Below are 24,779 nucleotides of genomic sequence, written 5' to 3'. Positions count from 1 at the left end.
GGTCTTCGAGTCTCGGTATCCGGGCGCAGCCGCGGTCCGGACAGGTCGGGAGGGTTACGCGCTGCGGTCGAGGGCACGCAGGCTGCGGTCCGTGATGGACCGGGCGCCACGCCCTATGGCGATCGTCCCGGACTGGACGAGCTCCTTGATGCCGAACTGCTCGAGCATCTTCAGCATGGCCTCCAGCTTGTCACTCGATCCGGTGGCCTCGATGGTGACGGCCTCCGGCGAGACGTCCACGGTCTTGGCGCGGAACAGCTGGACGATCTCGACGATCTGGGAGCGGGTCTCGTTGTCGGCGCGGACCTTCACCAGGACGAGCTCGCGCTGAACGGCGGAGCTGGGCTCGAGCTCCACGATCTTCAGCACGTTCACCAGCTTGTTCAGCTGCTTGGTCACCTGCTCCAGCGGGAGGTCCTCCACATTGACCACGATGGTGATGCGGGAGATGTCCGGGTGCTCGGTGACGCCGACGGCGAGCGAGTCGATGTTGAAGCCGCGGCGGGAGAACAGCGCGGCGATCCTGGCGAGGATGCCCGGTGTGTTCTCCACCAGGACGGAGAGCGTGTGCTTGGACATGGTCTTGGTGTCTCTCTCTACTCTCGCTGGTCGCTCAGTCGTCTTCGTTGTCGCCGAAGTCCGGACGGACCCCGCGGGCGGCCATGACCTCGTCGTTGGAGGTGCCGGCGGCGACCATCGGCCACACCATGGCGTCCTCGTGCACGATGAAGTCCACGACGACCGGGCGGTCGTTGATCGCGTTGGCCTCGGCGATGACCTTGTCCAGGTCGGCCGGGTCCTCACAGCGCAGGGCGACGCAGCCCATCGCCTCCGACAGCTTGACGAAGTCCGGGATCCTGGTGCCCTTGCGGGGTGTGGTGGACGCGCCGAGCTGGGAGCCGGTGGTGTGGTGGCCCGTCTCGTCAGCGTGCAGCACGGTGCTCGAGTAGCGCTGGTTGTAGAACAGGGTCTGCCACTGGCGGACCATGCCCAGCGCGCCGTTGTTGATGATCGCGACCTTGATCGGGATGCCGTTGAGCGCACAGGTGACCAGTTCCTGGTTGGTCATCTGGAAGCAGCCGTCGCCGTCGATCGCCCAGACGGCGCGGTCCGGCATACCCGCCTTGGCGCCCATGGCCGCCGGGACCGCGTAGCCCATGGTCCCCGCGCCACCGCTGTTCAGCCAGGTCGCCGGCTTCTCGTAGCCGATGAAGTGGGCGGCCCACATCTGGTGCTGGCCGACGCCCGCCGCGAAGATCGTGTCCTCCGGCGCGAGCTGGCCGATGCGCTGGATGACCTGCTGCGGCGAGAGGCTGCCGTCGTCCGGCAGGTCGTAGCCGAGCGGATACGTCTCGCGCCAGCGGTTGAGGTCCTGCCACCAGGCGGTGTAGTCGCCGGCGTGGCCCTCATTGTGCTCCGCCTGGACGGCCTGGACGAGGTCCGCGATGACCTCGCGGGCGTCACCCACGATCGGGACGTCGGCGGCGCGGTTCTTGCCGATCTCGGCCGGGTCGATATCGGCGTGGACGATCTTGGCGAACGGGGCGAAGCTGTCCAGCTTGCCGGTGACCCGGTCGTCGAAGCGGGCACCGAGGGCGACGATCAGGTCGGCCTTCTGCAGCGCGGTGACGGCGGTGACCGCACCGTGCATGCCCGGCATTCCCACGTGCAGCGGGTGGCTGTCGGGGAAGGCGCCCAGCGCCATCAGGGTGGTGGTGACGGGGGCGTTGGTGAGCTCGGCGAGCACCTTGAGCTCGGCGGTGGCGCGGGCCTTGATGACCCCGCCGCCGACGTACAGGACAGGACGCTTGGCCTGGGTGATCAGCCTGGCGGCCTCGCGGATCTGCTTGGCGTGCGGCTTGGTGACGGGCCGGTAGCCGGGCAGGTCGGCCTGCGGGGGCCAGCTGAAGGTGGTCCGTGCCTGGAGGGCGTCCTTGGCGATGTCGACCAGGACCGGGCCGGGTCGGCCGGTGGAGGCGATGTGGAAGGCCTCGGCGATCGTCCTCGGGATGTCCTCGGCCTTGGTGACCAGGAAGTTGTGCTTGGTGATCGGCATCGTGATGCCGCAGATGTCCGCCTCCTGGAAGGCGTCCGTGCCGATGGACTTGCTGGCGACCTGACCGGTGATCGCGACCATCGGGACGGAGTCCATGTGAGCGTCGGCGATCGGGGTGACCAGGTTGGTGGCACCCGGCCCTGAGGTGGCCATGCACACGCCGACCTTGCCGGTGGCCTGCGCGTAGCCCGTCGCGGCATGACCCGCGCCCTGCTCGTGGCGGACCAGGATGTGGCGGACCCGGGAGGAGTCCATCAGCGGGTCGTACGCGGGGAGGATGGCGCCGCCGGGGATACCGAAGACGGTGTCGGCCCCGACTTCCTCGAGAGAGCGGATGAGGGACTGCGCGCCCGTGACGTGCTCTACGGCGGTGGAGGCCGGTCCGCCCGGTCCGCCGGTACGGGCTCGCGGCTGCGGATGGTGGGCCCCGGTGGCCTGCTCGGTCATCGGCATTCTCTTCTCGAAGCTGAGGGTTTTTGCGGGGATTTTGCGGGGTTGGGTGCCGTGCCAGTGCAACAAAAAACCCCTCGTGCCGGGAGGCAAGCGAGGGGAGCGCGCCGGTGCGTTGAACAGACCTGTGCAGGGGCCTGCTAGCCGACGCGCTTTCCAAGTACGAGAATTCGGGTGCGCATGGCACTGACCCTCTCCCCGGCGCACGGTCACTGTCAAGTGGGTGGGACGGGCGTCTCATTATTTGAGCGGATTGGCTGACGTCCGACGAGGTCGGAGCCAGGAGGCGCCGAGTGCCCCACCGGCAGGCAGCCCCCGCTGAGGACGGGCCAGGCACCCGGAACGGCCGGCCCGGGCACCGGATACTCCCTGCGCACCAGTGCGTGACGGAGCCGGTACTCGTCCAGTGGTCCCGAGAATGCCATGCCCTGACCATGGGTGCAGCCCATGGCGCGCAGGGCGAGCACCTGCTCTGGCTCGTCCACGCCGTCCGCCACGGACTCCATCCCGAGGTCGCAGGCGATCCTCAGCAGCCCGGCCGTGATCTTGTGCAATCGGGCCGATTCCACCACTCCCTCGACCAGCCCGCGATCGAGTTTCAGGACATCCAGGGGGAGCCGGCGCAGGGCGTTGATCGCCGCGTATCCGCTGCCGAAGCCGTCCAGGGCGATCCGGATCCCGAGGCGGCGCAGCGTCACCAGACGCTGCTCCAGGTCGTCGAAGGAGATCCGGGGGTCACTGTCGGCGAGTTCGAGCACCAGCGCGCCCGAGGGGAGCCCGTGGCGGGTGAGCAGCGCCTCGATGGAGGCGAGCGGAATGGACCGGTCCAGCAGTCGGCGCGCGGACAGCCGGACGCAGACGGGCACGTCGTGACCGCGGCGGCTGCGCTCGGCGGCCTGCCCCACGGCCTCCTCGAGCAGCCTGCGGCCGAGCCCGGCGGTGCGGCCACCACCCTCCTCGGACAGCCGGAGGAACTCGGAGGGCGTGAAGAGGATGCCCTGGGCTGATCTCCAGCGCGCCTGGGCGGCGACGGAGGCGATCACTCCGGTCTCGAGGCTGACCACCGGCTGGTGGAGCAGCACGAACTCGCCGCCCTGGAGAGCGCCCCGCGTCCGGCTGGGCGGCTCCGCCCGGCGGCCGGTGTCGGCCTGCATCTGGGGTGCGTACAGCTCGACCCGGTCCTTGCCCGCCGCCTTGGCGCGGTACATCGCCAGGTCGGCGTTGCGCAGCAGATTGCCGGCCGAGATGCCCGGCTCGGCGAAGGCGACGCCGATGGACGCGGCGACCCGTACCTCGTTGCCGTCGACGCGGTAGGGCTGGGAGAGGGTCTGACGCAGTCGGTCGGCGATCTCCTGCACCTGCTTCTGGTGCGCGGACAGGTCGCGCGTGCCGTGGCCGAGGATGAGGGCGGCGAACTCGTCACCCCCGAGCCTGGCCGCGGTGTCGCCCGCCCGCACGGACTCCTGGAGCCTGCGCGCGGCCTGGATGAGCAGCTCGTCCCCCGCCTGGTGGCCCAGGCGGTCGTTCACCCCCTTGAAGCCGTCCAGGTCGATGAAGAGCACGGCCGTGCCCGGGTCACCGGCTCTGCGGCCGCCGAGTGCCCGGCGCACCCGCTCGGTGAAGAGCGCGCGGTTGGGCAGATCCGTGAGCGGATCGTGTTCGGCGTTGTGCTGGAGCTGGGCCTGGAGGCGCACCCGCTCCGTGACATCCCGGCTGTTGAAGATCAGTCCGCCCTCATGGCGGTTGACGGTGGACTCGACGTTCAGCCACTGGCCGGTACCGGATCTGAAGCGGCATTCGATACGGGTCGTGGGCTCGTCGGCCTGGCGGGCCGCCAGAAACCGGCGCACCTCGTGGACCACACGCCCCAGGTCCTGGGGATGGATCAGCGAGGACAGCTCGGAGCCGATGAGCTCGTCCGCGTCGCGCCCGTACACCCCCGCGGCGGCCGGGCTCACGTAGCGCAGTACGCCGGTCGGTGCGGCGATCATGATGACATCGCTGGAGCCCTGGACGAGGGAGCGGAAGTGGTTCTCCTTCTGGGCCAGCTCATGGGTGAGGGCGATGTTGTCCAGCAGCATGATGCCCTGCCGGACGACGAGGGCCAGGACGACCGTGCAGCCGGTGATGAGCACCACCCGGTCCACGCGGCGCCCCTCGGTCACGTTGTAGAGGATCCCCAGGGTGCAGACGGCAGCGGCCAGATAGGGCGTGAGTGCCGCGAGGGAACCCGTGACGGGACGGCTGAAGGCGAGATGGCCGGGAGGCCGTGGTCCGCGCGACGACTGCGCCGCGCCGGCCTCCATTCTGCGCACCCCCCAGGGTGCGTAGGCGAGCAGGAGCGAGCCGGCGAACCAGCCGGCGTCGAGCAGCTGGCCGGAGCGGTAACTCTCGCGCAGCAGCGGGGAGGTGAACAGGGCGTCGCACAGGACGGTCAGGGCGAGGGCCGCGATCGCGGTGTTGATGGCCGGGCGGCTGGCGTTGGACCGCCGGAAGTGCAGTGCGAGGACCATGCTCACCAGGACGATGTCGAGTAGCGGATAGGCGAGCGACAGCGCCGCCTCCGAGACGCTCTCTCCCTGGGTGTGCGCGGTGTGCGCCAGCGCGAGGCTCCAGGAGAGCGTGAGCAGGGAGCCGCCGATCAGCCAGGAGTCCAGGGCGAGGCAGACCCAGCCGGCCCGGGTCACCGGGCGTTTGGCGAGGACGAGCAGCCCGATGATGGCCGGTGGCGCGAAGCAGAGGAAGAAGACATCCGCCAGGGACGGGCTCGGCACCGCCACGCCGAGCACCACCTCGTACCAGCCCCAGACGGCGTTTCCGCACGAGGCCATGGCGGAGGAGAACGCGAACAGCATCCAGGCGGGACGAAACCGGACGCCCCGTGTGCGGGCGTGGAGGAAGCAGGAGACCGCGGCGAGCAGCGCGGCGAAGCTCAACCCGAAATCACCCATGACGCGAGCGAGTTGCTGGGACCCCCAGCCGAACGCCGCGCCGGTGGCATAGCCTCCGCTGGCCAGCACGAGCACCACCTGGGGCAGCCGTCCCGTGCCGCCGTGGGAGACGGGCGGGCGCGTCAGGACGGCTCCCTGGGACGTCACCGCGCCGCTCCTGTCAGCTTCAGCCGGCTCCGTCCTCGGGAACGGCACTTCGGTGCACGCCTCAGGGCGCGTCTCGGTGCACACGAGACCGGAGTGCGCGAGAGTGGTCGGCGGTGCCTTCGCCGCGTCGGATCGTCCGCCGGATTGCCGATCGGATTGCTGCTCGGAATCTTGGTCCATTGGCCGTACATCGCCCGTCGCCCCCCTCGAAGTCCTGAACGCTCCGGTAGCGCCGCCCCGTATACGACGCAGCCCCCAAGTCGGGACGATACACCAGTCTCGTCACTCAGCGACAGGGTTTCTCTACGCTGCGTAACGGCGTGCGGTGGCCACCAACACGCGGCGCATCCGGATGACTTCACTGAGTGTCGGCGCAGCGTGCGCGCTCGTCCACCCGGCGCGCCAGGAGGGACGCGCCGGTGCCCCGTGAGGTCGTCAGCGGGTGGTGAGGACCACGTTGCGCAGGGGCTCTCCGGTCGCGAAGCGGCGCAGCTGGTCCCCCATCAGACGGTTGGCGCGTGGCAGGAACGCCGAGGTGGAGCCGCCGACATGAGGGCTGATCAGCACACCCGGCGCATGCCACAGGGGGTGCCCTGGTGGCAGCGGCTCCGGGTCGGTGACGTCGAGGGCTGCGGTGATCCGGCCGGTGGCGGTCTCCTCGATGAGGGACTTGGTGTCCACGACCGGCCCGCGCGCGACGTTCACCAGCAGGGCGCCGTCCTTCATCCGACCCAGGAAGTCCGCGTTCACCAGGTGGTGGGTGCCGGGAGTGAGAGGAGTCGAGAGGATCACCACGTCCGCTTCGGGGAGCAGGAGCGGAAGTTGGGAGAGTGGGTGCACCTGACCGCGCTCCGTAGCACGTGCGGAGCGCGCGACGCGCGCCACCCGCGCACATTCAAAGGGCGTGAGCCGGTCCTCGATGGCCGCGCCGATCGAGCCGTAGCCGACGATGAGCACGGACTTGTCGGCCAGCGCGGGATAGAAGCCGGACCGCCACTCCTCCTTGCGCTGGCCCTCCACGAAGCGGGGGATGCCCCGCAGGGAGGCCAGGACGAGGGCGAGGGCCAGCTCGGCGGTGCTCGCCTCGTGCACCCCCTTGGCGTTGCAGAGGCGTACGCCCGCGCGCAGAGATCCGAGTCCGGGCTCCACGTGGTCGATGCCGGCGGTGAGGGTCTGGACCACCTGAACGGACGTCATGGCGGCCAGCGGCCGCACCACGGTCTCGGTGGGCTTCATGTACGGGACGACATAGAAGGCGCAGTCTGCGGGATCGGCGGGAAACTCCTCGCCGCCGTCCCAGAAACGGTAGGTGAGCCCCGACGCCGCAGGGGCGGGGAGTCCCTCGATCTCATCGGCCGCGACGGGGAGCCAGACGTCTGCTGCGTTCATGGACAGGAGGCTATGCGAAGCACGGTGGCCGCCAGAGGTTAGTTTTGGGTGCGGCACAAGGAGGGGTACGGGCAGGTGGAGCGCAGGACAATCGGCGCGGCGGCTCTCGAAGTGGGCGCGGTCGGTCTCGGCTGTATGCCGATGAGCTGGGCCTACACCACATCACAGCAGCGGAGCGACCGTGCGCTGCGAACGGTGCACGCGGCGCTCGACGCGGGTGTGAGTCTGCTGGACACGGCCGACATGTACGGCCCCTTCACCAATGAACTGCTGCTCGGCCGGGTACTGAAGGAGCGGCGCCACGACGCTTTCGTGTCGACCAAGGTGGGTCTGCTGGTGGGCGGCGACCAGCACATCGTGGCCAATGGGCGGCCGGGTTACGTGCGTCGGGCGTGCGATGCCTCACTGCGGCGGCTCGGGACCGACGTGATCGACCTCTACCAGCTCCACCGGGCGGATCCTGAGGTGCCGGTGGAGGAGACCTGGGGCGCGATGGCGGAGCTGGTCCAGGCGGGCAAGGTGCGCGCGCTCGGGTTGTGCGCGATGACTGCGGACCCGGCGCGCAGATCGGGCAGGGGCACGTCACGGCCCGGCCGGGCCGGCGGAGCGGGACGGCACGCGGGGTCCGTGCGCCATGCGGAGCCCGGACGCCATGCGGAAACGATTCGTCAGCTCGAGCGTGTCCAGCAGGTGTTCCCGGTCAGCGCGGTCGAGGCCGAGCTGTCGGTGTGGTCGCCGGACGCGCTGGCTGACCTGCTCCCCTGGTGCGAGGCGCGCGGCGTGGGCTTCCTGGCCGCGATGCCGCTCGGCAACGGTTTCCTCTCCGGGACGCTCACACCGGGTGGCGGCTTCGAACCGGACGACCTGCGAGCCCGGCACCCGCGGTTCACGGCGGAGATGATGGCGGCGAACCAGCCTCTGGTGGCGGGACTGCGAAGGATCGCGGGGCGCCACGGCGACGGAACCACCCCGGCGCAGGTGGCGCTCGCCTGGGCCCGCGGCCAGGGCCTGCACGTGGTGCCGGTGCCGGGCGCCAAGCGGGAGTGCTGGGCCGTGGAGAACGCAGCGTCGGCGGAGCTCGCACTGACCGCGTGGGACATGGCCGAGATCGCGGCACTGCCACCGGCCAGGGGATCCTGGGACTGGTAGCACCCGTCCTCGTGATCCTGAACGGAGACGGGAACCTCGGGAACCCCCGTGGCGTATGAACAGTGCACGGGAGCTCCAGGGCGCCGGCCCGTCCGCACCCGCGCACACTCGCCCGCAGTCCGGTGAAGGGACTCCACAGTGCAACGTCCAGCCGCGACGGCCGTTCTGGCCGCAGCCGCCCTGCTCTTCGCCGCGGGCTGCTCATCCGGCGACACGGGTGCCGGCACCGGTCAGGACGCCGGTCGCAAGAACCCGCCGACGAGCGCAGCTGCCCCCTCCCCCACCGGCTCCGGCACCGCTCCGGCCGCGCCACCCGCCAAGGGGGCGGTGAAGGTGGCGGCGACCCTGACGAAGGATCTGAAGTCCCCGTGGGGGCTGACCGCCCTGCCCGACGGCGATCTGCTGGTGTCATCGCGCGACGAGGGCACCATCACCCGGATCGACACCGCCAGCGGAAAGAAGACCGAGATCGGCTCGGTGCCCGGGGTCGCCCCGGCCGGAGAAGGTGGGCTGATGGGCCTCGCAGTCTCCCCGGCCTTCGCGTCGGACCATCTGGTGTACGCCTACTTCACGACGGAGTCGGACAACCGGATCGCCCGCATGCTGTACGACGAGAAGAAGCCCGCCGGACAGCAACTCGGCGCGCCCGACACCATCCTGCGGGGCATCCCGAAGGGGACCGTCCACAACGGCGGCCGGATCGCCTTCGGCCCCGACCGGATGCTGTACGCGGGCACGGGCGAGACGGGCGACACCGGCCTCGCGCAGGACAAGCAGTCACTCGGTGGCAAGATCCTGCGGATGACCCCGGACGGCCAGCCGGTGCACGGCAACCCCTGGCCCGACTCCCTGGTCTATTCCTACGGGCACCGCAATGTCCAGGGTCTCGCCTGGGACTCGGAGAGGCGGCTGTGGGCCTCCGAGTTCGGTCAGAACACCTGGGACGAGCTGAATCTCATCGAGCCGGGCAGGAACTACGGCTGGCCCGAGGTGGAGGGCAGGGGCCGCAGGTCCGGATTTGTGGACCCGGTGGCGCAGTGGCGCACGGGCGACGCGTCGCCGAGCGGAATCGCGTACGCCGGGGGATCGATCTGGATGGCCGGGCTGAGGGGCGAGCGCCTGTGGCGGATCCCCCTGGCCGGTGCGGAACCTTCCGCGGCCCCCCAGGCGTTCCTCCAGGGAGAGTACGGCCGTCTGCGCACGGTCCTGCCGGTCGGCGGAGCCGGGGGCGGCGCGGCAATCTGGCTGGTCACCAGCGAGACGGACACCAGAGGCACACCCGGGCCGGCGGACGACAGGATCCTGCGACTCGAGGTCGAGTGAGAGGTGGGCGGCCCGTGTTCACTCTGATCGAGCAACTCTTCGCACCCAGCCGCAAGCACACCGACGACGAGCGCAACCGTCTCCAGCTGACCAGGGTGGATGTCGGCGACGGGGACCCGGGGCACGGCGAGATAGATCTGGCCTCGGGGAAGGTCGTCATACGCACCCGGGGCGAGACGCCCGGAGCCTGACGGGCCACCGCGGGGCACGGACGAGCCGCCCGGAGCCTTCACCGGGCGCCGCAGGGGCTGCTCAGGCGCTTGCGGGGAAGAGCCGTAGCCGGTGGGCCAGCGCGGCTGCCTCACCGCGGCCGGATACACCCAGCTTGGCCAGGATGTTGGAGACATGCACGCTCGCCGTCTTGGGCGAGATGTAGAGCTCCCCGGCTATCTGGCGGTTGGTGCGGCCGATCGCCACCAGACGCAGCACGTCCTGCTCGCGGGGAGTCAGCCCGAGGTCGTCGACGGGGGCGGGTGCCGAGACCGCCGGGCAGCTCTCGGAGGCAGGCTCGGCGAGCCGTAGCCGGGCACGCTGGGCGAGACCGGTGACCGCTTCTGTCAGTGGGCGGGCGCCGAGGCGTTCCGCGGTGCGATGGGCCTGACGCAGCAGTGTGCCGGCATGCTCGCGGTCCCCGGTGGCCAGCAGGGACTCGGCCAGGCGGTGGCGTACGCGGGCCACGTCATAGGGACGGTCGACCGCCGAGAAGGCCTCTGCGACCTCCGCCCAGGTGTCCGGGGTGTCCCGCGCGTCGGCGCGCAGCAGCTCCGCCCGCACCCACCGCTCATAGGCGATCCATACGGGCACGGCCGAGGGCAGCGCCTTGGCGGCGCTGCGGATCGTGGTCAGCGCTTCGTCGCGGCCCTTTGCGACGGCGGGCAGCCCGCGCACATCGGCCTCGATGGTGGCCGCAGCGAGCAGCAGCGGCCAGGCGTAACGCTGCGTACCGGGCGGGAAACCGGTGGCCACCGCACGGTGCAGCTCCGCGCGGGCATCGTGGAAGCGGCCTTCGCCTCCGGCGATGCCGATGGAGATCCGGGCCAGGGGTATGGACTGCTGCGGCATGGGGTCATGGGTGCCGTAGTGCCCGGCGGCGGTCTCGTGCCAGTGGACCGCACCTGCCATGTCACCGCGGGCGAGCGCGAGGTAGGCGAGCCTGGAGGCTCCCGCGCCGCGCGGCTTGGCGCTCTGGCCGACCCGTTCGACCTGCGCGGCGGTCTCCGCCGCCTCGTCCCAGCGGCCGAGGGCGTAGTAGGACTCGGAGAGATTGCTCCACACCCAGGCTTCGGAGTCCAGCAGACCGTAGGTGCGGGACAGCACGAGGCCCTTCTCCAGGAGGCCGAGGGCCTCCTGGGAACGGCCGACGCCTTCCAGGACGGACGGCAGGTTCACATGGCTGCGTCCCACCAGGGCCGCGAAGCCCAGCTTCACGACCTGCTCGGTGACCTCGTATATCTCGGCGAGGCCCGCCTCCACGCCGCCCGCGTCGACCATGAGGCCGCCCAGGGTGATCCGGGCGTTCATCTCGATCTCGCAGGCGCCGACCATCCGGGCGTACTCGACGGCGCGCTGGGCCGCCGCGAGGGCTTCGGGTCCGGGTTCGTGCAGCCAGCACCAGCCGGCGACGGCCGCGAGCACCTCGGCGTGCACTTCCGACGGTGGCAGCCCGCGCACCAGTTCCTGTGCGGTGGCGAGCTCCTTCCAGCCGTCTCCGCGTGCTTGGCTCTGCACCAGCCGCGACCGCTGTGACCAGAACCAGGCTGCGCGCAGCGGGTCCTGCTTCTCGTCGATCAGCCGCAGTGCGCGCTTGATGGTCTTGAGCGCCTGGTCCCGCTCGCCGCTGAGCCGTCCGGCGACCGCCGCCTCGGCCATGAGGTCCAGATAGTGCGGCGGCCCCGCGCTCGCCCCGGTGTCCCCCGGGGAGAGGGACAGCGGGGGGTAGGCCTCGGCATGGCACAGGGGCCGTAGTCCCGCCCGTATCTCGTCCGGCGTGTCGTCCCACAGCTCCATCGCCCGTTCCAGCAGCTCCAGTTGCTCAGCGTGGGCATGACGGCGGCGGGCCTCGGCCGAGGCGTCGAGTACGGCGGGCAGCGCCTTGGCGGCGTCGTGGGCGTGGTACCAGTAGCTGGCCAGCCGGGCGGCACGCTGGTCGGCGGGGACGAGCGCCGGACCGGCTTCCAGTGCCTCGGCATAGCGGCGGTTGAGCCGGGAGCGCTCACCGGGCAGCAGATCGTCGCTGACGGCCTCGCGCACCAGCGAGTGGCGGAAGCAGTAGCCGTCGCCGTCGGGGGTGGCGAGCAGGATGTTCGCGCCGACCGCGGCGCGGAGGGCGTCGATCAGCTCTTCCTCACCGAGTCCGACGACCGCGGCGAGCAGCGGGTACTCGACGGTGGAGCCGCCTTCGGCGGCGATCCTGGCGACCCGCTGGGCGTGCTCCGGGAGTCCTTCGACACGGACGAGCAGCAGGTCGCGCAGCGAGTCGCTGAGGGTGGGGCAGCAGCCTTCACTGGCGGCGACGGAGAGTTCCTCGACGAAGAAGGCGTTGCCGTCGGAGCGTTCGAAGACGTCGTCGACGAGGGTCGGTGCCGGCTCGCTCGAAAGGATTCCGGCCATCTGACGGCCGACCTCGTCACGGCTGAACCGGGGCACTTCGACACGCTGGACGGTGCGCAGCCGGTCGAGTTCGGCGAGCAGCGGTCTCAGCGGGTGACGGCGGTGGATGTCATCGGCGCGGTAGGTGGCGATGACGGCGAGGCGCCCTCTGCGGAGCGTGCGGAAGGCATACGCGAGCAGTTGGCGGGTGGAGGCGTCGGCCCAGTGGAGGTCTTCCAGGACCACGACGACGGTGCGGTCGGCGGCCAGGCGTTCGAGGAGGCGGACGGTGAGGTCGAAGAGCCGGGCCCGGCTCTCCTCGTCGTGCCGGACCTGCGGGTGCGAGATCCCGCCCAGTTCGGGGAGCAGCCGGGCGAGTTCCTCCTCCCGCCCTGCGGCTGCGGCGGCGAACTCGTCGGGCAGCTGCCGGCGAAGACTGCGCAGGGCGGCGGAGAAGGGGGCGAAGGGCAGTCCCTCGGCGCCGATCTCGACACAGCCGCCGATGGCGCAGACGGCGCCGTCGGCGCGGGCCGCTTCCCGGAACTCCTCGATGAGGCGGGTCTTGCCCACGCCCGCCTCGCCGGCGACGAGGACCGCCTGCGGCTGCGGGCAGGGGCCCTGTGAAGCGCCCCCACCGGTGGCTCGGGCGAGCGCACCGGTGAGGGCGGCGAGTTCGGCTGTTCGGCCGACGAACACGGGGCTGACTGACCTGGTCTGCACGGCCCAGAGCATCGCACAGGCACCCGGTGCGACGGCACCGGGCCTCGAGGTCTCCTGAGTGTCCGTCATGGGTGTGACCAGGGGTGGGGCCATGAGCGCGGCCGGCCCGGTACGGGCTCAGGCGCCCTGCTCGTGCCGGTTCCGGCTGCCGCTCACCGGCCCCTCCGAGCCATGTGCCGCGGGCCTGCGCCCGGTGCGGCCGGCCCGCCGCACATGGCGCGCGAGCCACTCGCTCTCGGCCCGGCGGACCAGCTCGGCGTGGCGGATCTCGTGAAGTTGGTACTCGAACACGGTGCTCTCCTCGTTGGTGACATGGTGGGCGGCGGTTCACGCCGGCCCTCGCCGTCAGGGGTGCCTCAACTCTCTTCTCCCAGGCGGCGCGACCGCATCGGTCGAGTGCCGCATCTTGGCGGCCGCGGGGCCTTAGGCGACGGCCTCCGGATCCACGGCGCGCCTTAGACCCTGTCCGGGCCCAACGCGGGCAAGGCCTAGTCGAGATCGCGCCAAAGGGTCCGATCCGTCAGCCGGAGATGAGGAATTGGCAGCGTTGTCAGCGCTGCCTGGCAGCATGGAGGCATGACTGATACGGGGGCGTCGAGGACCATTGCTGTCAGTTCGCCAGGAGAGGCCGCCGGGCTCGCCTGGCACTTATACGACGAGCCGGGGGGATACGCCGGCCGTCCACCGGTCCCGGTGGTGAGCTATGAACCGGGGGCCGGCGCGCTCGCTCGGCGCGAGGCGCTCCGGGATGTGTACGGGGCGATCGTGGACCGCGTCGGTGAGCCCACGCTGTACGGGGGATCGGCCCAGGGGCCGAATGTCCGCTGGCGCGACGACAGCAGACTGCTGCTGCTGTCGGGTGACCGTTTCGGCGCCCGGCTGTCCGTGCACCATACGGAGATACTGGAGGAAGAGGAGTACCGCAGCTTCGCCTGGGGCGACATCCGGTCGCCGGCCGGCGCCGGAGACTTCGATCTGCTGCCGTACAGCTGGCAGTTGTACCGGAACGGTCCGGGTGAGCGCCCGGTGACCCGGGCGGGCGCCTGGCTCGCCGGCTCCTGGGAGCATCTGGAGAAGGCTCTGGAACTGATGCTCGGAGCCTGGGCCGAGCAGTTGCCGGTCCAGCTGCCGGGTGACTGGGCGGGCTTCACGATCCTGTCCAGCCGGGATCCCGGGCGCGAGCTCGTCGTCTCCTACAACCCGGACGAGGGACTGGGCGTGGCCGTCGATGACCGGGACAATGGGCAGGGGCCGGAGCGGGAGCGCCAGATGAGAGGGCGGGGCTGGCACGCCAGGGACCGGGGCTGGTGGCAGTCGGTGTTCCACGAGGTGTACGAGAACGCGGCCCGGCTGGCCGCACGGCTGACGGTGACGGAGCTGCGGGCACGGGGAGCCGTGACGCCGGACGATCTCATCGTGCGGGACATGGGGGTCAGCGACCGGGGTGAGCTGTGGCTCCCCGGTCTGGGGATACGCACGAGCTGAGGGCTCACAGCGCCAGTGCACGGGAACGTGTGAGGGCGGGACACCGCCGGTGTCCCGCCCTCACAACGCAGGTGCTCAGCCCTCGGAGACGCCGAGCTTCTCCAGGATCAGTTCCTTCACCCGGGCCGCGTCAGCCTGCCCGCGCGTGGCCTTCATGACCGCGCCGACCAGTGCGCCGACCGCCGCGACCTTGCCGCCGCGAATCTTGTCCGCGATGGCGGCGTTGCCCGCGATGGCCTCGTCCACGGCCGCGCCGAGCGCGCCCTCGTCGGAGACGACCTTCAATCCGCGCTTCTCGACGACGGTGTCCGGGTCGCCCTCGCCCGCGAGGACGCCCTCGATGGCCTGGCGGGCCAGCTTGTCGTTGAGCGAGCCGTCGGTGACCAGGGCGGTCACCCGGGCGACCTGCTCCGGGGTGATCGGCAGCTCCTCCAGGGCGCGGCCCGACTCGTTGGCGTTGCGGGCCAGCTCGCCCATCCACCACTTACGGGCCGAAGCGGAGTCGGCGCCCGCCTCGACGGTGGCCACGATCAGATCGACCGCACCCGCGTTGAGGATCGACTGCATGTCCGTCTCGGAGATGCCCCACTCCTCGCGCAGCCGGTTGCGGCGCAGACGCGGCAGCTCGGGCAGCGTGGCCCGGAGCTCCTCGACCCACTCACGGGAGGGTGCCACGGGCACCAGGTCGGGCTCCGGGAAGTACCGGTAGTCCTCGGCCTCCTCCTTGATCCGGCCCGAGGTCGTGGAGCCGTCCTCCTCGTGGAAGTGACGGGTCTCCTGGACGACCTTGCCGCCGCCGTTCAGCACGGCGGCGTGCCGCTGGACCTCGAAGCGTGCGGCGCGCTCCACGCTGCGCAGCGAGTTGACGTTCTTGGTCTCGCTGCGGGTGCCGAACCGCGTGCTGCCCTTGGGCATCAGCGAGAGATTGACGTCGCAGCGCATCTGGCCCATCTCCATGCGGGCCTCGGACACACCGAGGGCCTTGATGAGCTCGCGCAGCTCCGCGACATACGCCTTGGCCACCTCGGGAGCGCGTTCACCCGCGCCGACGATCGGCTTGGTGACGATCTCGATCAGCGGGATACCGGCACGGTTGTAGTCGAGGAGCGAGTGGGACGCGCCATGGATACGGCCGGTGGCCCCGCCGACGTGCGTCGACTTGCCCGTGTCCTCCTCCATATGGGCGCGCTCGATCTCCACCCGGAAGACCTCGCCGTCCTCGAGCTGGACGTCCAGATAGCCGTTGAAGGCGATCGGCTCGTCGTACTGCGAGGTCTGGAAGTTCTTCGGCATGTCCGGATAGAAGTAGTTCTTCCGGGCGAAGCGGCACCACTCGGCGATCTCGCAGTGCAGCGCGAGGCCGATCTTGATGGCGGACTCCACGCCGATGGCGTTCATCACCGGCAGGGAGCCGGGCATACCGAGGCAGGTGGGGCAGGTCTGCGTGTTGGGCTCGGCGCCGAGGGCGGTCGAGCAGCCGCAGAACATCTTGGTCCTGGTGCCGAGCTCGACATGGACCTCCAGGCCCATGACGGGGTCGTAGGCCGCGAGGGCGTCCTCGTACGACACCAGTTCAGTCGTGACGGTCACGGTGAAACTTTCCCTCTCAGCCGAACAGGACGTCGTCGTCGCCCAGGCGCTTGAGCTCCCGGTAGAGGATCGCCAGTCCGGTGACGATGGCGGCGGCGGACACGGCCGCGTCGATCAGGCGGAGCGTGTCATGCTCCAGACGCGCCTTCTTGGCCTGCTTGGCGACGCTGATCGCGCCGACCGCGGTACTGGCCATGGCCACATAGGTGCCGGTCTTGGACTTCCTGAAGCCCTTGGCCTTCTGCAGCGTGCTCACAGTGACGGTGCCTCCTCCAGCAGCGGGTGGCCCCACTTCGCCACGAAAGCCGCCTCAACGGCGGCGCCCACCTTGTAGAGGCGGTCGTCCTTCATGGCGGGGGCGATGATCTGCAAACCGACCGGGAGGTTGTCCTCCGGTGCCAGACCGCACGGCAGCGACATCGCCGCGTTGCCGGCCAGGTTGGTCGGGATGGTGCACAGGTCGGCGAGGTACATCGCCATCGGGTCGTCGGCGCGCTCGCCGATCGGGAAGGCGGTGGTCGGCGTGGTCGGCGAGACGATCACGTCTACCTGCTCGAAGGCCTTCTCGAAGTCGCGGGTGATGAGCGTGCGGACCTTCTGCGCGCTGCCGTAGTACGCGTCGTAGTAGCCGGACGACAGGGCGTAGGTGCCCAGCATGATCCGGCGCTTCACCTCGTCGCCGAAGCCCGCCTCACGGGTGAGGGCGGTGACGTCCTCGGCCGACCGCGTGCCGTCGTCGCCGACCCGCAGGCCGTAGCGCATGGCGTCGAAGCGGGCGAGGTTGGACGAGCACTCGGACGGGGCGATCAGGTAGTACGCGGAGAGGCCCAGGTCGAAGGACGGGCAGTCCAGCTCGACGATCTCGGCGCCCAGTTCGCGCAGCAGCTCGACCGACTCGTCGAAGCGCTGCACCACGCCTGCCTGGTAGCCCTCGCCGCGGAACTGCTTGACCACGCCGACACGCATCCCGGCCACCGAGCCGTTGCGCGCGGCCTCGACCACGGGCGGGACCGGGGCGTCGATGGACGTGGAGTCCAGCGGGTCGTGCCCGGCGATGACCTCGTGCAGCAGCGCCGCGTCCAGGACGGTGCGGGCGCAGGGGCCGCCCTGGTCCAGGGAGGACGAGAAGGCGACCATGCCGTAGCGGGAGACCGCGCCGTAGGTGGGCTTCACGCCGACGGTGCCGGTGACGGCGGCCGGCTGGCGGATCGAGCCGCCGGTGTCCGTACCGATGGCGAGCGGGGCCTCGTAGGAAGCCAGCGCGGCGGATGAGCCGCCGCCGGAGCCGCCGGGGATCCGGGTCAGGTCCCACGGGTTCCCGGTCGGGCCGTACGCGCTGTTCTCGGTGGAAGACCCCATGGCGAACTCGTCCATGTTGGTCTTGCCGAGGATCACCACGTCGGCGTCCTTCAGCCGCCTGGTGAGCGTCGCGTCGTAGGGCGGGATCCAGCCCTCGAGGATCTTGGAACCGACCGTGGTCGGGATGCCCTCGGTGGTGAAGATGTCCTTCAGCGCCAGCGGCACACCGGCCAGCGGGCCCAGCTTCTCGCCGCGCGCACGCTTCTCGTCGACGGCGCGGGCCTGCGCGAGCGCGCCCTCCCGGTCGACGTGGAGGAAGGCGTGCACCTTCTCGTCCACGGCCTCGATACGGGCCAGGTGCGCCTCGGTGACCTGGACTGCGGTGAGCTCGCCGGAGGCGATCTTCGCGGCGATCTCCGCCGCGGTGAGCTTGATGATGGTGCTGTCCGTCATGGTTGTTAGTCCTCCCCCAGGATCTGCGGCACCTTGAAACGCTGCTGCTCCTGCGCGGGGGCGCCGGAAAGCGCCTGCTCGGGGGTGAGCGACGGACGGACCTCGTCCGCGCGCATGACGTTGGTCAGCGGCAGCGGGTGAGAGGTCGGCGGCACGTCTTGGTCGGCGACCTCGGAGACGCGGGCGACCGCGCCGATGATGTCGTCCAGCTGTCCGGCGAAGTGGTCGAGCTCTTCGGCCTTCAGCTCCAGACGCGCCAGCCGGGCGAGGTGGGCGACCTCCTCGCGCGTGATGCCAGGCATGCAGCGATCCTCAGGGTGAGTGTTCGGGTTTTGGCCCAATCCTATGGGGCCGCCGCCCGTCCCCGCGAAACGCTTTGCCCGGCCGCCCTCCGGGCCGCGGTCATGTCCGGTTCATTCCCAGGGGCGGTCGAGGCTGTCGAGGCGGCACCCCGGTGGTTCTGGGGCACTCGGGTGGACTCCGCGGCCCCGGCCCGCCGCCTGCCGCGGGCCGGCCGCGCCGATGGGGTAGCGATGGTCCGGTGCGTACGATCGTGACCGCCGACGGACCCGTGGTCGCCCGGATCACGGTCACCGCTGCCGTGGCCTGGCAGACCTCGGTGTGGCTGGGCGCCGACCAGCCCCCGGTCTTCGCCGCCCTTGTCCCCCTGTTCGCCATGCGCAGCAGCCCCGAATCCGCGGTGGTCACCTCGCTCAGCCGGGTCCTGGGCGTGGTCGCGGGGGTCCTGCTCGGGATCGGGGTCCTGAACGTATTGCGCCCGCAGACGTTCACCCTGGCCCTGGTCGTGGGCACGGGTCTGGTCATCGGGGCGGTCCTGCGCCCGGGCCGCGAGCTCAACGTCCAGGTCGCGGTGTCCGCCCTGCTGGTGTTCGCCAACCCCAGCCCCGCTGCCTACGGGTTCGACCGCGTCTGGGAGACCGCCGTCGGCGCCCTGGTGACCGTGGCACTCGGCTCGCTGCTGTGGCCGCCTGATCCCCGTCGTGTGCTGTCTGCGACCGTGCGGGACTGCGGGGCACGGCTCGTGCGCGCGCTCACCGGCACCATCGCCGTGCTGGGCACCGATACGACCGCCGCACGGGACAATCTCGCACGCGTACGGAAGGACATGCGGGACCTCCAGCACACGGCCCAGGAGGCCGGCCAGGCCGAGCGCCTCCTCGTGTTCAATCCGTGGCACCGGCGGCACAGGGGCGTCGTGCGGGACCTGTCCCGGCGCACGGCCGTCGCGGCCGGGATCGCCTCGCATCTCCAGGTGCTCGCCAGGGAGGTCGCGTTCTTCACCGCCCGGCCCGATGCCGTCAAGGACGCGGCCCAGGCGCGGCTGCCCTGTGCGGCGATCGCCGCGTCCACCGCACAGGCCGTCGAACGCCGCATGGAGGGCGCGGACACGGGGCCCGCGATCACAGCGGCCCGCGGCGAACTGGCCGCCTTCAGGCGCGCCATGCCCGGTCCCGTCGACGTGGCTCTGCGGCGCCCCTTCCAGCGGATCCTGGACGACCTGGACGACCTGGGCGAGCCGCACGACGACGGGGACGACGGGGCGAGCAAAGCGAACACGTGACCCGACCGCGTTGCCCGGTGCGCAAATCGCATGGCCGATCTCGAGGGGGCGAGCATGTACTCGAACGGGTACGCCGGCAGCTCGACCGGTTTGACCGGCGCCGGCGTCAACACCGGTGTTCCGGGCTGGACGGACCCTCCAGGACTGGCGGAACCCGGAACCAGGTCCTGTCCGGGCGATCTGCGACCGAGCGCCTTTCAGCGAGCCGGTCCGGCCGGGTCCGCGCTCAGCACGGTGCGCTCGGCCTTCTCCAGCCATCCGAGGTACCAGCGAGCGAAAGTCACCGGCCTCCCGGCGTCGTCAAGGAGCGGCACGAGGTCGGCGTCGTCCACCCGACGGTCGGACCAGACCGTGCCACGGTGACTGCCGCTGATGATCAGCCATTCCCGCTGGGCGCAGCCCAAGTGGCAGATCACGATCGCACCTGCTGTGCGTTCGGGGGCGAACATGAGGGCATCCCACCGCTCGTCCCACGCCTCGATCGCGTCGTCGAAGTCCTCGGTCTCCTCGAAGGCTTCTTCCTCGGGGCGCTCGGCCAGGAGCGTGTCCAGGGCCTCGGGGTCCGGGCCCTGCTCGGGAAACGGCTCGGCGAGCAGGGACAGGTCGGCCATGTCCGCGCCGTCGCCCTCCCATCGCCAGCGGCCCTGCACGAGCCGCACGGGAAAGACGCCATAGGCCGGACCCGCACCTCCGGCGCCAACGCGTGTCAGAAACGTCCGGTACTCCTCCGGCAAGCTCGCGCCCGTCTGGCCTTCGAGTGCAGCGAGTTCGTCCTGCGTGAGCGGCTCTTCCAGGGCCCACCCATGCCCGCCCGCCCCGAACACCTCACCACTCGCCGGCTCAGTGCCCAGTCGCATGACGCGCTCCCGCACACCAGTCCACTTCTGATCAATCATGCGTGGACCATAGGTCCTGCCACTGACACGGCCCTTGCTGCTTCCGCCCCGACGCGACGCCCTCGGCCACGAGACCATCCGAGCCCTGTCCGGGCCCAGTGCGGAGGCGCTAGTTCACGACATGGCCAGAAGGCCGGTCCGCCTCCGCGGGGGCCGCGGCGGGCAGTTCGCCCGCGGGGCGGCGCCAGCCGTGCTCGCCGCGGGCGCGGAGCCAGGCCGTGGTCTCCTGCGGGGGCATCGCCGCGGCGACGAGCCACCCTTGGACGGCGTCGCAGCCCAGGTCCCGCAATCGCTCCCAGGTTTCGTCGTCCTCGACGCCCTCCGCCACCACGAGCAGCCCGAGCGAATGGGCGAGGTCGACGGTGCAGCGGACGATTTCGGCGTCCTGTGCGTCGATCGCGAGGCGGGCCACGAAGGACCGGTCGATCTTCAGCTCGCTCACCGGGAGCCGGCGCAGGTGGACCAGCGAGGAGTAGCCCGTGCCGAAGTCGTCGAGTGACATCTTCACTCCGTGACCCGCGAGCCCGGCGAGGGTGTCGGCGGCGCGCTGCGGGTCCTCCAGCAGCACGTGCTCGGTGATCTCCAGTTGGAGCGCTCCGGCAGGGACGCCGTGCCGTGCCAGCCGGGCGGCGACGGCCCCGGCGAATCCGGGGGTGTGGACATCACGGGGCGACACATTGACGGCGACCGGGACATGGAGCCCCTGGGCGCGCCAGCGGGCGACCTGGCCGAGCGCGGTCTCCAGGACGTACTCCGTCAGATGGGGCATCAGCCCGGAGGACTCGGCGATGGCGATGAACTCGTCGGGCGGCACCCGGCCGCGGTCCGGGTGCACCCAGCGCACCAGGGCCTCCAAACCGGCCACCTGACCGTCGAAGCCGACCTTGGGCTGGTAGTGCAACTCCACTTCCCCGGCGTCCAGTGCCCTGCGAAGGTCGCCCAGCAGACCGAGCCGGTCCGGCGTGTTCGAGTCCCGCTTGGACTCGTACACCTCGACACCCGTGCGGTCGCGCTTCGCCTGGTACATCGCCACATCCGCCCGCCTGAGCAGCCCTTCGGCGTCCAGCGCGTGGTCGGGGAACACCGCGAGCCCCGCGCTGGCCTCCAGTACGAGGGTCAGCCCGTCGAGGTCGAGCGGTGAGGAGAGCTGGCCCACGAGGTGGCGGGCGACGCGCTGGGCACTGGTGGTGGAGTCGGCGGTCGGCAGGAGTACGGCGAACTCGTCACCCCCGAGCCGGGCCGCCTCCGCTCCTCGCGGCAGGGCGACGCGCAGCCGGTCGGCGATCTGAAGCAGCAGCCGGTCGCCCGCGAGATGGCCCAGGGTGTCGTTGACGGAGCGGAAGCGGTCGAGGTCGATGAGGACGAGCGCGGACCGGGCGCCGACGCCCTCGGCCTCCTCGATCGCCGCCCAGGTGCGCTCGAGCAGCCACTGCCGGTTGGGCAGGCCGGTCAGCGGATCGCGCAACTGCTCCTCGGCACGTGCCCGGGCGATCCACAGGGTGGAGTCGAGAGCGATCAGCGGCACGGCGAAGAGCGGCAGCAGGATCGGCATCGCGGTCGCCACCACACAGATCAGCGGGGCGATCCCCAGCAGGGCCACCGCGACAAGGCCCTGCCGCAGCAGGGCCGTACGGGCGGCGGTGGGCAGTCCGCCGCCCTGCGGCGCCAGCGTGTACCACAGCACCGTTCGGGTGACGCCGAGGTAGGCGGTGGCCGCGAGCACCACTTCGGGCCCGGCGTCAGCCCCCCATTCCACGGGCGACCAGGGCTGGTCCACGGTGGGCACGTCGCCGAACGCGGCGAGCACCAGGGCCGCGGCCCCGACGCCGAGGACATCCGCCGCTCCGTGCAGCACCCCTTGCCGCCAGCGGTGCCTGCGAGCCGCACCGACGAGCAGCACGACCGCGAGGCTGACCAGACCCGCGGGCACCCAGCCGTAGAGCAGCAGCACGGCGAGAGTGAGGGCGGCACCCGAGCCGGTGCCGCCCCACCAGCGGTCGCGGCCCAGCGCGACCAGGTGGCCGACGATGATGCCGGTGAGCACGGCCAGGGACCAGCCCTCGACCCCGGCGGGGAACAGCGGGTGCCCCTGCCTCACGGCCGCGACGATGCCTGCCGCCAGGGCGAGGCCGGCGAGCCCCACGACCACGGAGGGCATCCTGGCGGGGATACGCGCAAACCTCCGGAAACCACGCGGCCGTGAGACCGGGGCGGCGCTCTCGGTCGGTTCCATACCCGTCCCTCTCACAGCCGGCGGTGCCGATGCCACGCGATGGGCTCCCTGTCATGCCACCACGGCCGAAACCTCGCCACGCAGCCGTGTACGACAGACGCACAACTCAACAGTAGGCTGCGGAAGGCCCGTACGGGCAGCGCTCTACAGCTCTTGCCCGATTGCGACCCGGCCACCCTTATCCCTCTGATATGCGCCGATCGGGTGAGCCCATCAGAGTGAATGCTCGATCATACGTGCCACTCCGCGACGCCCTCCGGGGCCGTTCGCCCGCCCCCTTACTGCTCTTCGGCCGGCATCGCGGCCTCGCGGGCGGCGTCCGGTCCCTGTCCGAGCAGGACACCGAAGCCGTCCTCGTCGAGCACCGGCACCTTCAGCTGCATGGCCTTGTCGTACTTCGAACCGGGGTTGTCGCCGACGACCACGAAGGAGGTCTTCTTGGAGACCGACCCCGTCACCTTCGCCCCAAGGCTCTGAAGGGCGTCCTTGGCGCCGTCCCTCGTGTAGTGCTGCAAGGTGCCCGTGACGACGACCGTGAGGCCTTCCAGCGGACGCGGCCCCTCGTCCTCACCGGCCCCCTCTTCCTCCATCCGGACGCCGGCGGCCCGCCACTTACGCAGGATCTCGCGGTGCCAGCCCTCCTCGAACCACTGCTTCAGCGAGGCCGCGATGGTCGACCCGACACCCTCGACCGCCGCCAGCTCCTCCTCGGAGGCCTGCTCGATCCGGTCGATGGAGCGGAACTCACGGGCGAGCGCCTCGGCGGCGACCGGGCCGACATGACGGATGGACAGACCCGTGATGACACGGGCCAGGGGGCGCTCCTTGGCCGCCGCGATGTTCTCCAGCAGCGCCAGGGTGTTCTTCTTCGGCTCGCCCAGCTGGTTGGCGAAGACGGTGACGATCTTCTCCTCGCCGGTCTTCGGGTCACGCTTGGGCAGCCCGCTGTCCTGGTCCAGGACATAGGCCTTGATGGGCAGCAGCTTCTCGACGGTCAGATCGAACAGGTCGCCCTCGTCGGCCAGCGGAGGGTCGGACGGCTCCAGAGGCTTGGTGAGCGCCGCCGCCGCCACATAGCCGAAGGCCTCGATGTCCAGGCACTTGCGCCCGGCGAGATAGAACAGCCGCTCACGCAACTGGGCAGGGCAGCTGCGGCTGTTGGGGCAGCGGAGGTCGATATCGCCCTCCTTCATCGGCCGCAGCGCCGTGCCGCACTCGGGACACTCGGCCGGCATCACGAACTCCCGCTCGCTGCCGTCCCGCAGGTCCACCACCGGCCCGAGGATCTCCGGAATGACATCGCCCGCCTTGCGCAGCACGACGGTGTCGCCGATCAGCACACCCTTGGCCTTCACCACCTCCTGGTTGTGGAGCGTGGCGAACTCGACCTCGGAGCCCGCCACCTTGACCGGCTCCACCTGCGCGTACGGAGTGACGCGGCCCGTGCGGCCCACACCCACGCGGATGTTGACCAGCTTGGTGTTGACCTCCTCCGGCGCGTACTTCCAGGCAATCGCCCAGCGCGGCGCCCGGGAAGTCGAGCCCAGCCGGCCCTGGAGCGGGATCTCGTCCAGCTTGACGACCACGCCGTCGATCTCGTGCTCGACGGAGTGGCGGTGCTCGCCGTAGTACGTGATGAACTCGCGGACCCCGTCCAGGGAGCCGACCACCTTGTTGTGCCGGGCCGTCGGCAGACCCCACTCGTGCAGCAGCTCGTACGCCTGCGACAGGCGGGTGATCTCAAGGCCATCGCGTGCGCCGATCCCGTGCACCACCATGTGCAGCGGAAGCGTCGCGGTCACCTTCGGGTCCTTCTGGCGCAGCGAACCCGACGCGGAGTTGCGGGGGTTGGCGTACGGCTGCTCCCCCGCCGCGACCCGGCGGGCGTTGAGCTCCTCGAAGGCCTCCATCGGGAAGTAGACCTCGCCGCGGATCTCGACCAGATCCGGGATGCGGTCGCCCTTCAGACGCTCCGGGATGTCCCTGATCGTCCGTACGTTCGGAGTGATGTCCTCGCCGGTGCGGCCGTCGCCACGGGTCGCCGCCCGGGTCAGTCTGCCCTTCTCGTACGTCAGATTGACCGCCAGACCGTCGACCTTCAGCTCGCACAGGAAGTGGTACGCCGACGAACCGACCTCCTTGGCGATCCGATCCGCCCAGCCCGCCAGCTCCTTGTCGTCGAAGGCGTTGTCGAGCGACAGCATCCGCTCGCGGTGCTCGACTGCCGTGAACTCCGTCTCGTACGCCCCCGCGACCTTCTGGGTCGGCGAGTCGGGGGTGCGCAGCTCCGGATACTCCTCCTCCAGCGCCTCCAGCGTCCGCAGCAGCTTGTCGAACTCGGCGTCGCTGATGACCGGCTGGTCCTTCACGTAGTACCGGAAGCGGTGCTCCTCGATCTGCTCCGCCAGCTGGGCGTGGTTCTCCCGTGCCTCCGCGGGCACCGTCCCCTGCTGTTCGACAGCCACCG

The 24,779-nt window shown here is 70.8% G+C and carries 18 protein-coding genes; 5 read left to right on the top strand and 13 right to left on the bottom strand.

Annotated elements, in window-relative coordinates:
* Window positions 1–54: 54 nt before the first annotated feature.
* From ilvN to ACFV6V_RS23450, 4 genes are all read right to left on the bottom strand, one after another.
* The gene (gene ilvN / locus ACFV6V_RS23465) at window positions 55–579 is read right to left on the bottom strand and encodes an acetolactate synthase small subunit (RefSeq protein WP_385568228.1); all 525 of its coding nucleotides are present in this window, start codon (window positions 577–579) and stop codon (window positions 55–57) included.
* A gap of 34 nt (window positions 580–613) precedes the next feature.
* Window positions 614–2,509 carry an acetolactate synthase large subunit gene (locus tag ACFV6V_RS23460; RefSeq protein ID WP_385568225.1) on the bottom strand — a complete coding sequence of 632 codons (1,896 nt, stop codon included), beginning with the start codon at window positions 2,507–2,509 and terminating at the stop codon, window positions 614–616.
* A 212-nt stretch (window positions 2,510–2,721) separates the two neighbouring features.
* The gene (locus tag ACFV6V_RS23455; protein WP_385568223.1) at window positions 2,722–5,604 is read right to left on the bottom strand and encodes a putative bifunctional diguanylate cyclase/phosphodiesterase; all 2,883 of its coding nucleotides are present in this window, start codon (window positions 5,602–5,604) and stop codon (window positions 2,722–2,724) included.
* Between the two features lie 435 nt (window positions 5,605–6,039).
* Complete coding sequence (locus tag ACFV6V_RS23450; RefSeq protein WP_385568220.1) at window positions 6,040–6,993, bottom strand: 2-hydroxyacid dehydrogenase; 954 nt, start codon at window positions 6,991–6,993, stop codon at window positions 6,040–6,042.
* Between the two features lie 75 nt (window positions 6,994–7,068).
* Here ACFV6V_RS23450 and ACFV6V_RS23445 point away from each other — a divergent pair, with 75 nt between their 5' ends.
* From ACFV6V_RS23445 to ACFV6V_RS23435, 3 genes are all read left to right on the top strand, one after another.
* Window positions 7,069–8,142, top strand: a complete 1,074-nt coding sequence (locus ACFV6V_RS23445) for an aldo/keto reductase (protein ID WP_385568218.1) — start codon at window positions 7,069–7,071, stop codon at window positions 8,140–8,142.
* A gap of 138 nt (window positions 8,143–8,280) precedes the next feature.
* The gene (locus tag ACFV6V_RS23440; protein ID WP_385568216.1) at window positions 8,281–9,465 is read left to right on the top strand and encodes a PQQ-dependent sugar dehydrogenase; all 1,185 of its coding nucleotides are present in this window, start codon (window positions 8,281–8,283) and stop codon (window positions 9,463–9,465) included.
* A gap of 14 nt (window positions 9,466–9,479) precedes the next feature.
* Window positions 9,480–9,656, top strand: coding sequence for a DUF6191 domain-containing protein (locus ACFV6V_RS23435; RefSeq protein WP_385568213.1), 177 nt, complete (start codon window positions 9,480–9,482; stop codon window positions 9,654–9,656).
* Window positions 9,657–9,717: 61 nt separating this feature from the next.
* Here ACFV6V_RS23435 and ACFV6V_RS23430 read toward each other — a convergent pair whose 3' ends face one another.
* Window positions 9,718–12,843, bottom strand: coding sequence for an AAA family ATPase (locus ACFV6V_RS23430; RefSeq protein ID WP_385568210.1), 3,126 nt, complete (start codon window positions 12,841–12,843; stop codon window positions 9,718–9,720).
* 48 nt (window positions 12,844–12,891) lie between these two features.
* Window positions 12,892–13,065: a hypothetical protein gene (locus ACFV6V_RS23425; protein ID WP_385568208.1), complete on the bottom strand. Its 174-nt coding sequence runs from the start codon at window positions 13,063–13,065 to the stop codon at window positions 12,892–12,894.
* A 285-nt stretch (window positions 13,066–13,350) separates the two neighbouring features.
* Here ACFV6V_RS23425 and ACFV6V_RS23420 point away from each other — a divergent pair, with 285 nt between their 5' ends.
* Window positions 13,351–14,259, top strand: coding sequence for a hypothetical protein (locus tag ACFV6V_RS23420; protein WP_385568205.1), 909 nt, complete (start codon window positions 13,351–13,353; stop codon window positions 14,257–14,259).
* A gap of 75 nt (window positions 14,260–14,334) precedes the next feature.
* Here the strand turns inward: ACFV6V_RS23420 and gatB are convergent, their stop codons facing one another.
* Genes gatB through gatC form a run of 4 tightly spaced genes read right to left on the bottom strand, consistent with a single transcriptional unit; the run spans window position 14,335 to window position 17,903 of the window.
* A complete protein-coding gene (gene gatB / locus ACFV6V_RS23415) occupies window positions 14,335–15,849 on the bottom strand; it encodes an Asp-tRNA(Asn)/Glu-tRNA(Gln) amidotransferase subunit GatB (protein WP_385568202.1) in 1,515 nt (504 codons plus the stop codon).
* 16 nt (window positions 15,850–15,865) lie between these two features.
* Complete coding sequence (locus ACFV6V_RS23410) at window positions 15,866–16,105, bottom strand: hypothetical protein (protein WP_361289188.1); 240 nt, start codon at window positions 16,103–16,105, stop codon at window positions 15,866–15,868.
* Window positions 16,102–17,601: an Asp-tRNA(Asn)/Glu-tRNA(Gln) amidotransferase subunit GatA gene (gene gatA / locus ACFV6V_RS23405; protein ID WP_385568199.1), complete on the bottom strand. Its 1,500-nt coding sequence runs from the start codon at window positions 17,599–17,601 to the stop codon at window positions 16,102–16,104. Before gatA ends, ACFV6V_RS23410 begins: the two co-directional genes overlap by 4 nt.
* A 5-nt stretch (window positions 17,602–17,606) precedes the next feature.
* Window positions 17,607–17,903: an Asp-tRNA(Asn)/Glu-tRNA(Gln) amidotransferase subunit GatC gene (gatC, locus tag ACFV6V_RS23400; RefSeq protein WP_010984178.1), complete on the bottom strand. Its 297-nt coding sequence runs from the start codon at window positions 17,901–17,903 to the stop codon at window positions 17,607–17,609.
* Window positions 17,904–18,142: 239 nt separating this feature from the next.
* On the opposite strand from gatC, the gene ACFV6V_RS23395 reads away from it, so the two are divergent.
* On the top strand, window positions 18,143–19,183 hold the full coding sequence (locus ACFV6V_RS23395) for an aromatic acid exporter family protein (RefSeq protein WP_385568196.1): 1,041 nt from the start codon (window positions 18,143–18,145) through the stop codon (window positions 19,181–19,183).
* A 197-nt stretch (window positions 19,184–19,380) separates the two neighbouring features.
* On the opposite strand, the gene ACFV6V_RS23390 is transcribed toward ACFV6V_RS23395, so the two are convergent.
* From ACFV6V_RS23390 to ligA, 3 genes are all read right to left on the bottom strand, one after another.
* Entirely contained in the window at window positions 19,381–20,079 is a 699-nt protein-coding gene (locus ACFV6V_RS23390; RefSeq protein ID WP_385568194.1) for an SMI1/KNR4 family protein, read from the bottom strand.
* A gap of 109 nt (window positions 20,080–20,188) precedes the next feature.
* Entirely contained in the window at window positions 20,189–22,312 is a 2,124-nt protein-coding gene (locus ACFV6V_RS23385; RefSeq protein WP_385568191.1) for a putative bifunctional diguanylate cyclase/phosphodiesterase, read from the bottom strand.
* Window positions 22,313–22,590: 278 nt separating this feature from the next.
* Window positions 22,591–24,777, bottom strand: a complete 2,187-nt coding sequence (gene ligA, locus ACFV6V_RS23380) for an NAD-dependent DNA ligase LigA (RefSeq protein WP_385568188.1) — start codon at window positions 24,775–24,777, stop codon at window positions 22,591–22,593.
* Window positions 24,778–24,779 lie beyond the last annotated feature (2 nt).

The sequence above is a fragment of the Streptomyces sp. NPDC059828 genome, from assembly GCF_042731955.1.
Classification (GTDB): domain Bacteria; phylum Actinomycetota; class Actinomycetes; order Streptomycetales; family Streptomycetaceae; genus Streptomyces.
Note: the sequence above shows the minus strand (reverse complement) of the source record. Positions and strands in the feature narration are given on the sequence as shown.

Excerpts from the sequence above, each read along its gene's own strand:
- ACFV6V_RS23460 (WP_385568225.1), bottom strand. The coding sequence starts at position 2,509 with ATGCCGATGACCGAGCAGGCCACCGGGGCCCACCATCCGCAGCCGCGA.
- ACFV6V_RS23430 (WP_385568210.1), bottom strand. The coding sequence starts at position 12,843 with ATGACGGACACTCAGGAGACCTCGAGGCCCGGTGCCGTCGCACCGGGT.
- ilvN (WP_385568228.1), bottom strand. The coding sequence starts at position 579 with ATGTCCAAGCACACGCTCTCCGTCCTGGTGGAGAACACACCGGGCATC.
- ACFV6V_RS23385 (WP_385568191.1), bottom strand. The coding sequence starts at position 22,312 with ATGGAACCGACCGAGAGCGCCGCCCCGGTCTCACGGCCGCGTGGTTTC.
- ACFV6V_RS23420 (WP_385568205.1), top strand. The coding sequence starts at position 13,351 with ATGACTGATACGGGGGCGTCGAGGACCATTGCTGTCAGTTCGCCAGGA.
- ACFV6V_RS23390 (WP_385568194.1), bottom strand. The coding sequence starts at position 20,079 with ATGATTGATCAGAAGTGGACTGGTGTGCGGGAGCGCGTCATGCGACTG.
- gatA (WP_385568199.1), bottom strand. The coding sequence starts at position 17,601 with ATGACGGACAGCACCATCATCAAGCTCACCGCGGCGGAGATCGCCGCG.
- gatC (WP_010984178.1), bottom strand. The coding sequence starts at position 17,903 with ATGCCTGGCATCACGCGCGAGGAGGTCGCCCACCTCGCCCGGCTGGCG.
- ACFV6V_RS23450 (WP_385568220.1), bottom strand. The coding sequence starts at position 6,993 with ATGAACGCAGCAGACGTCTGGCTCCCCGTCGCGGCCGATGAGATCGAG.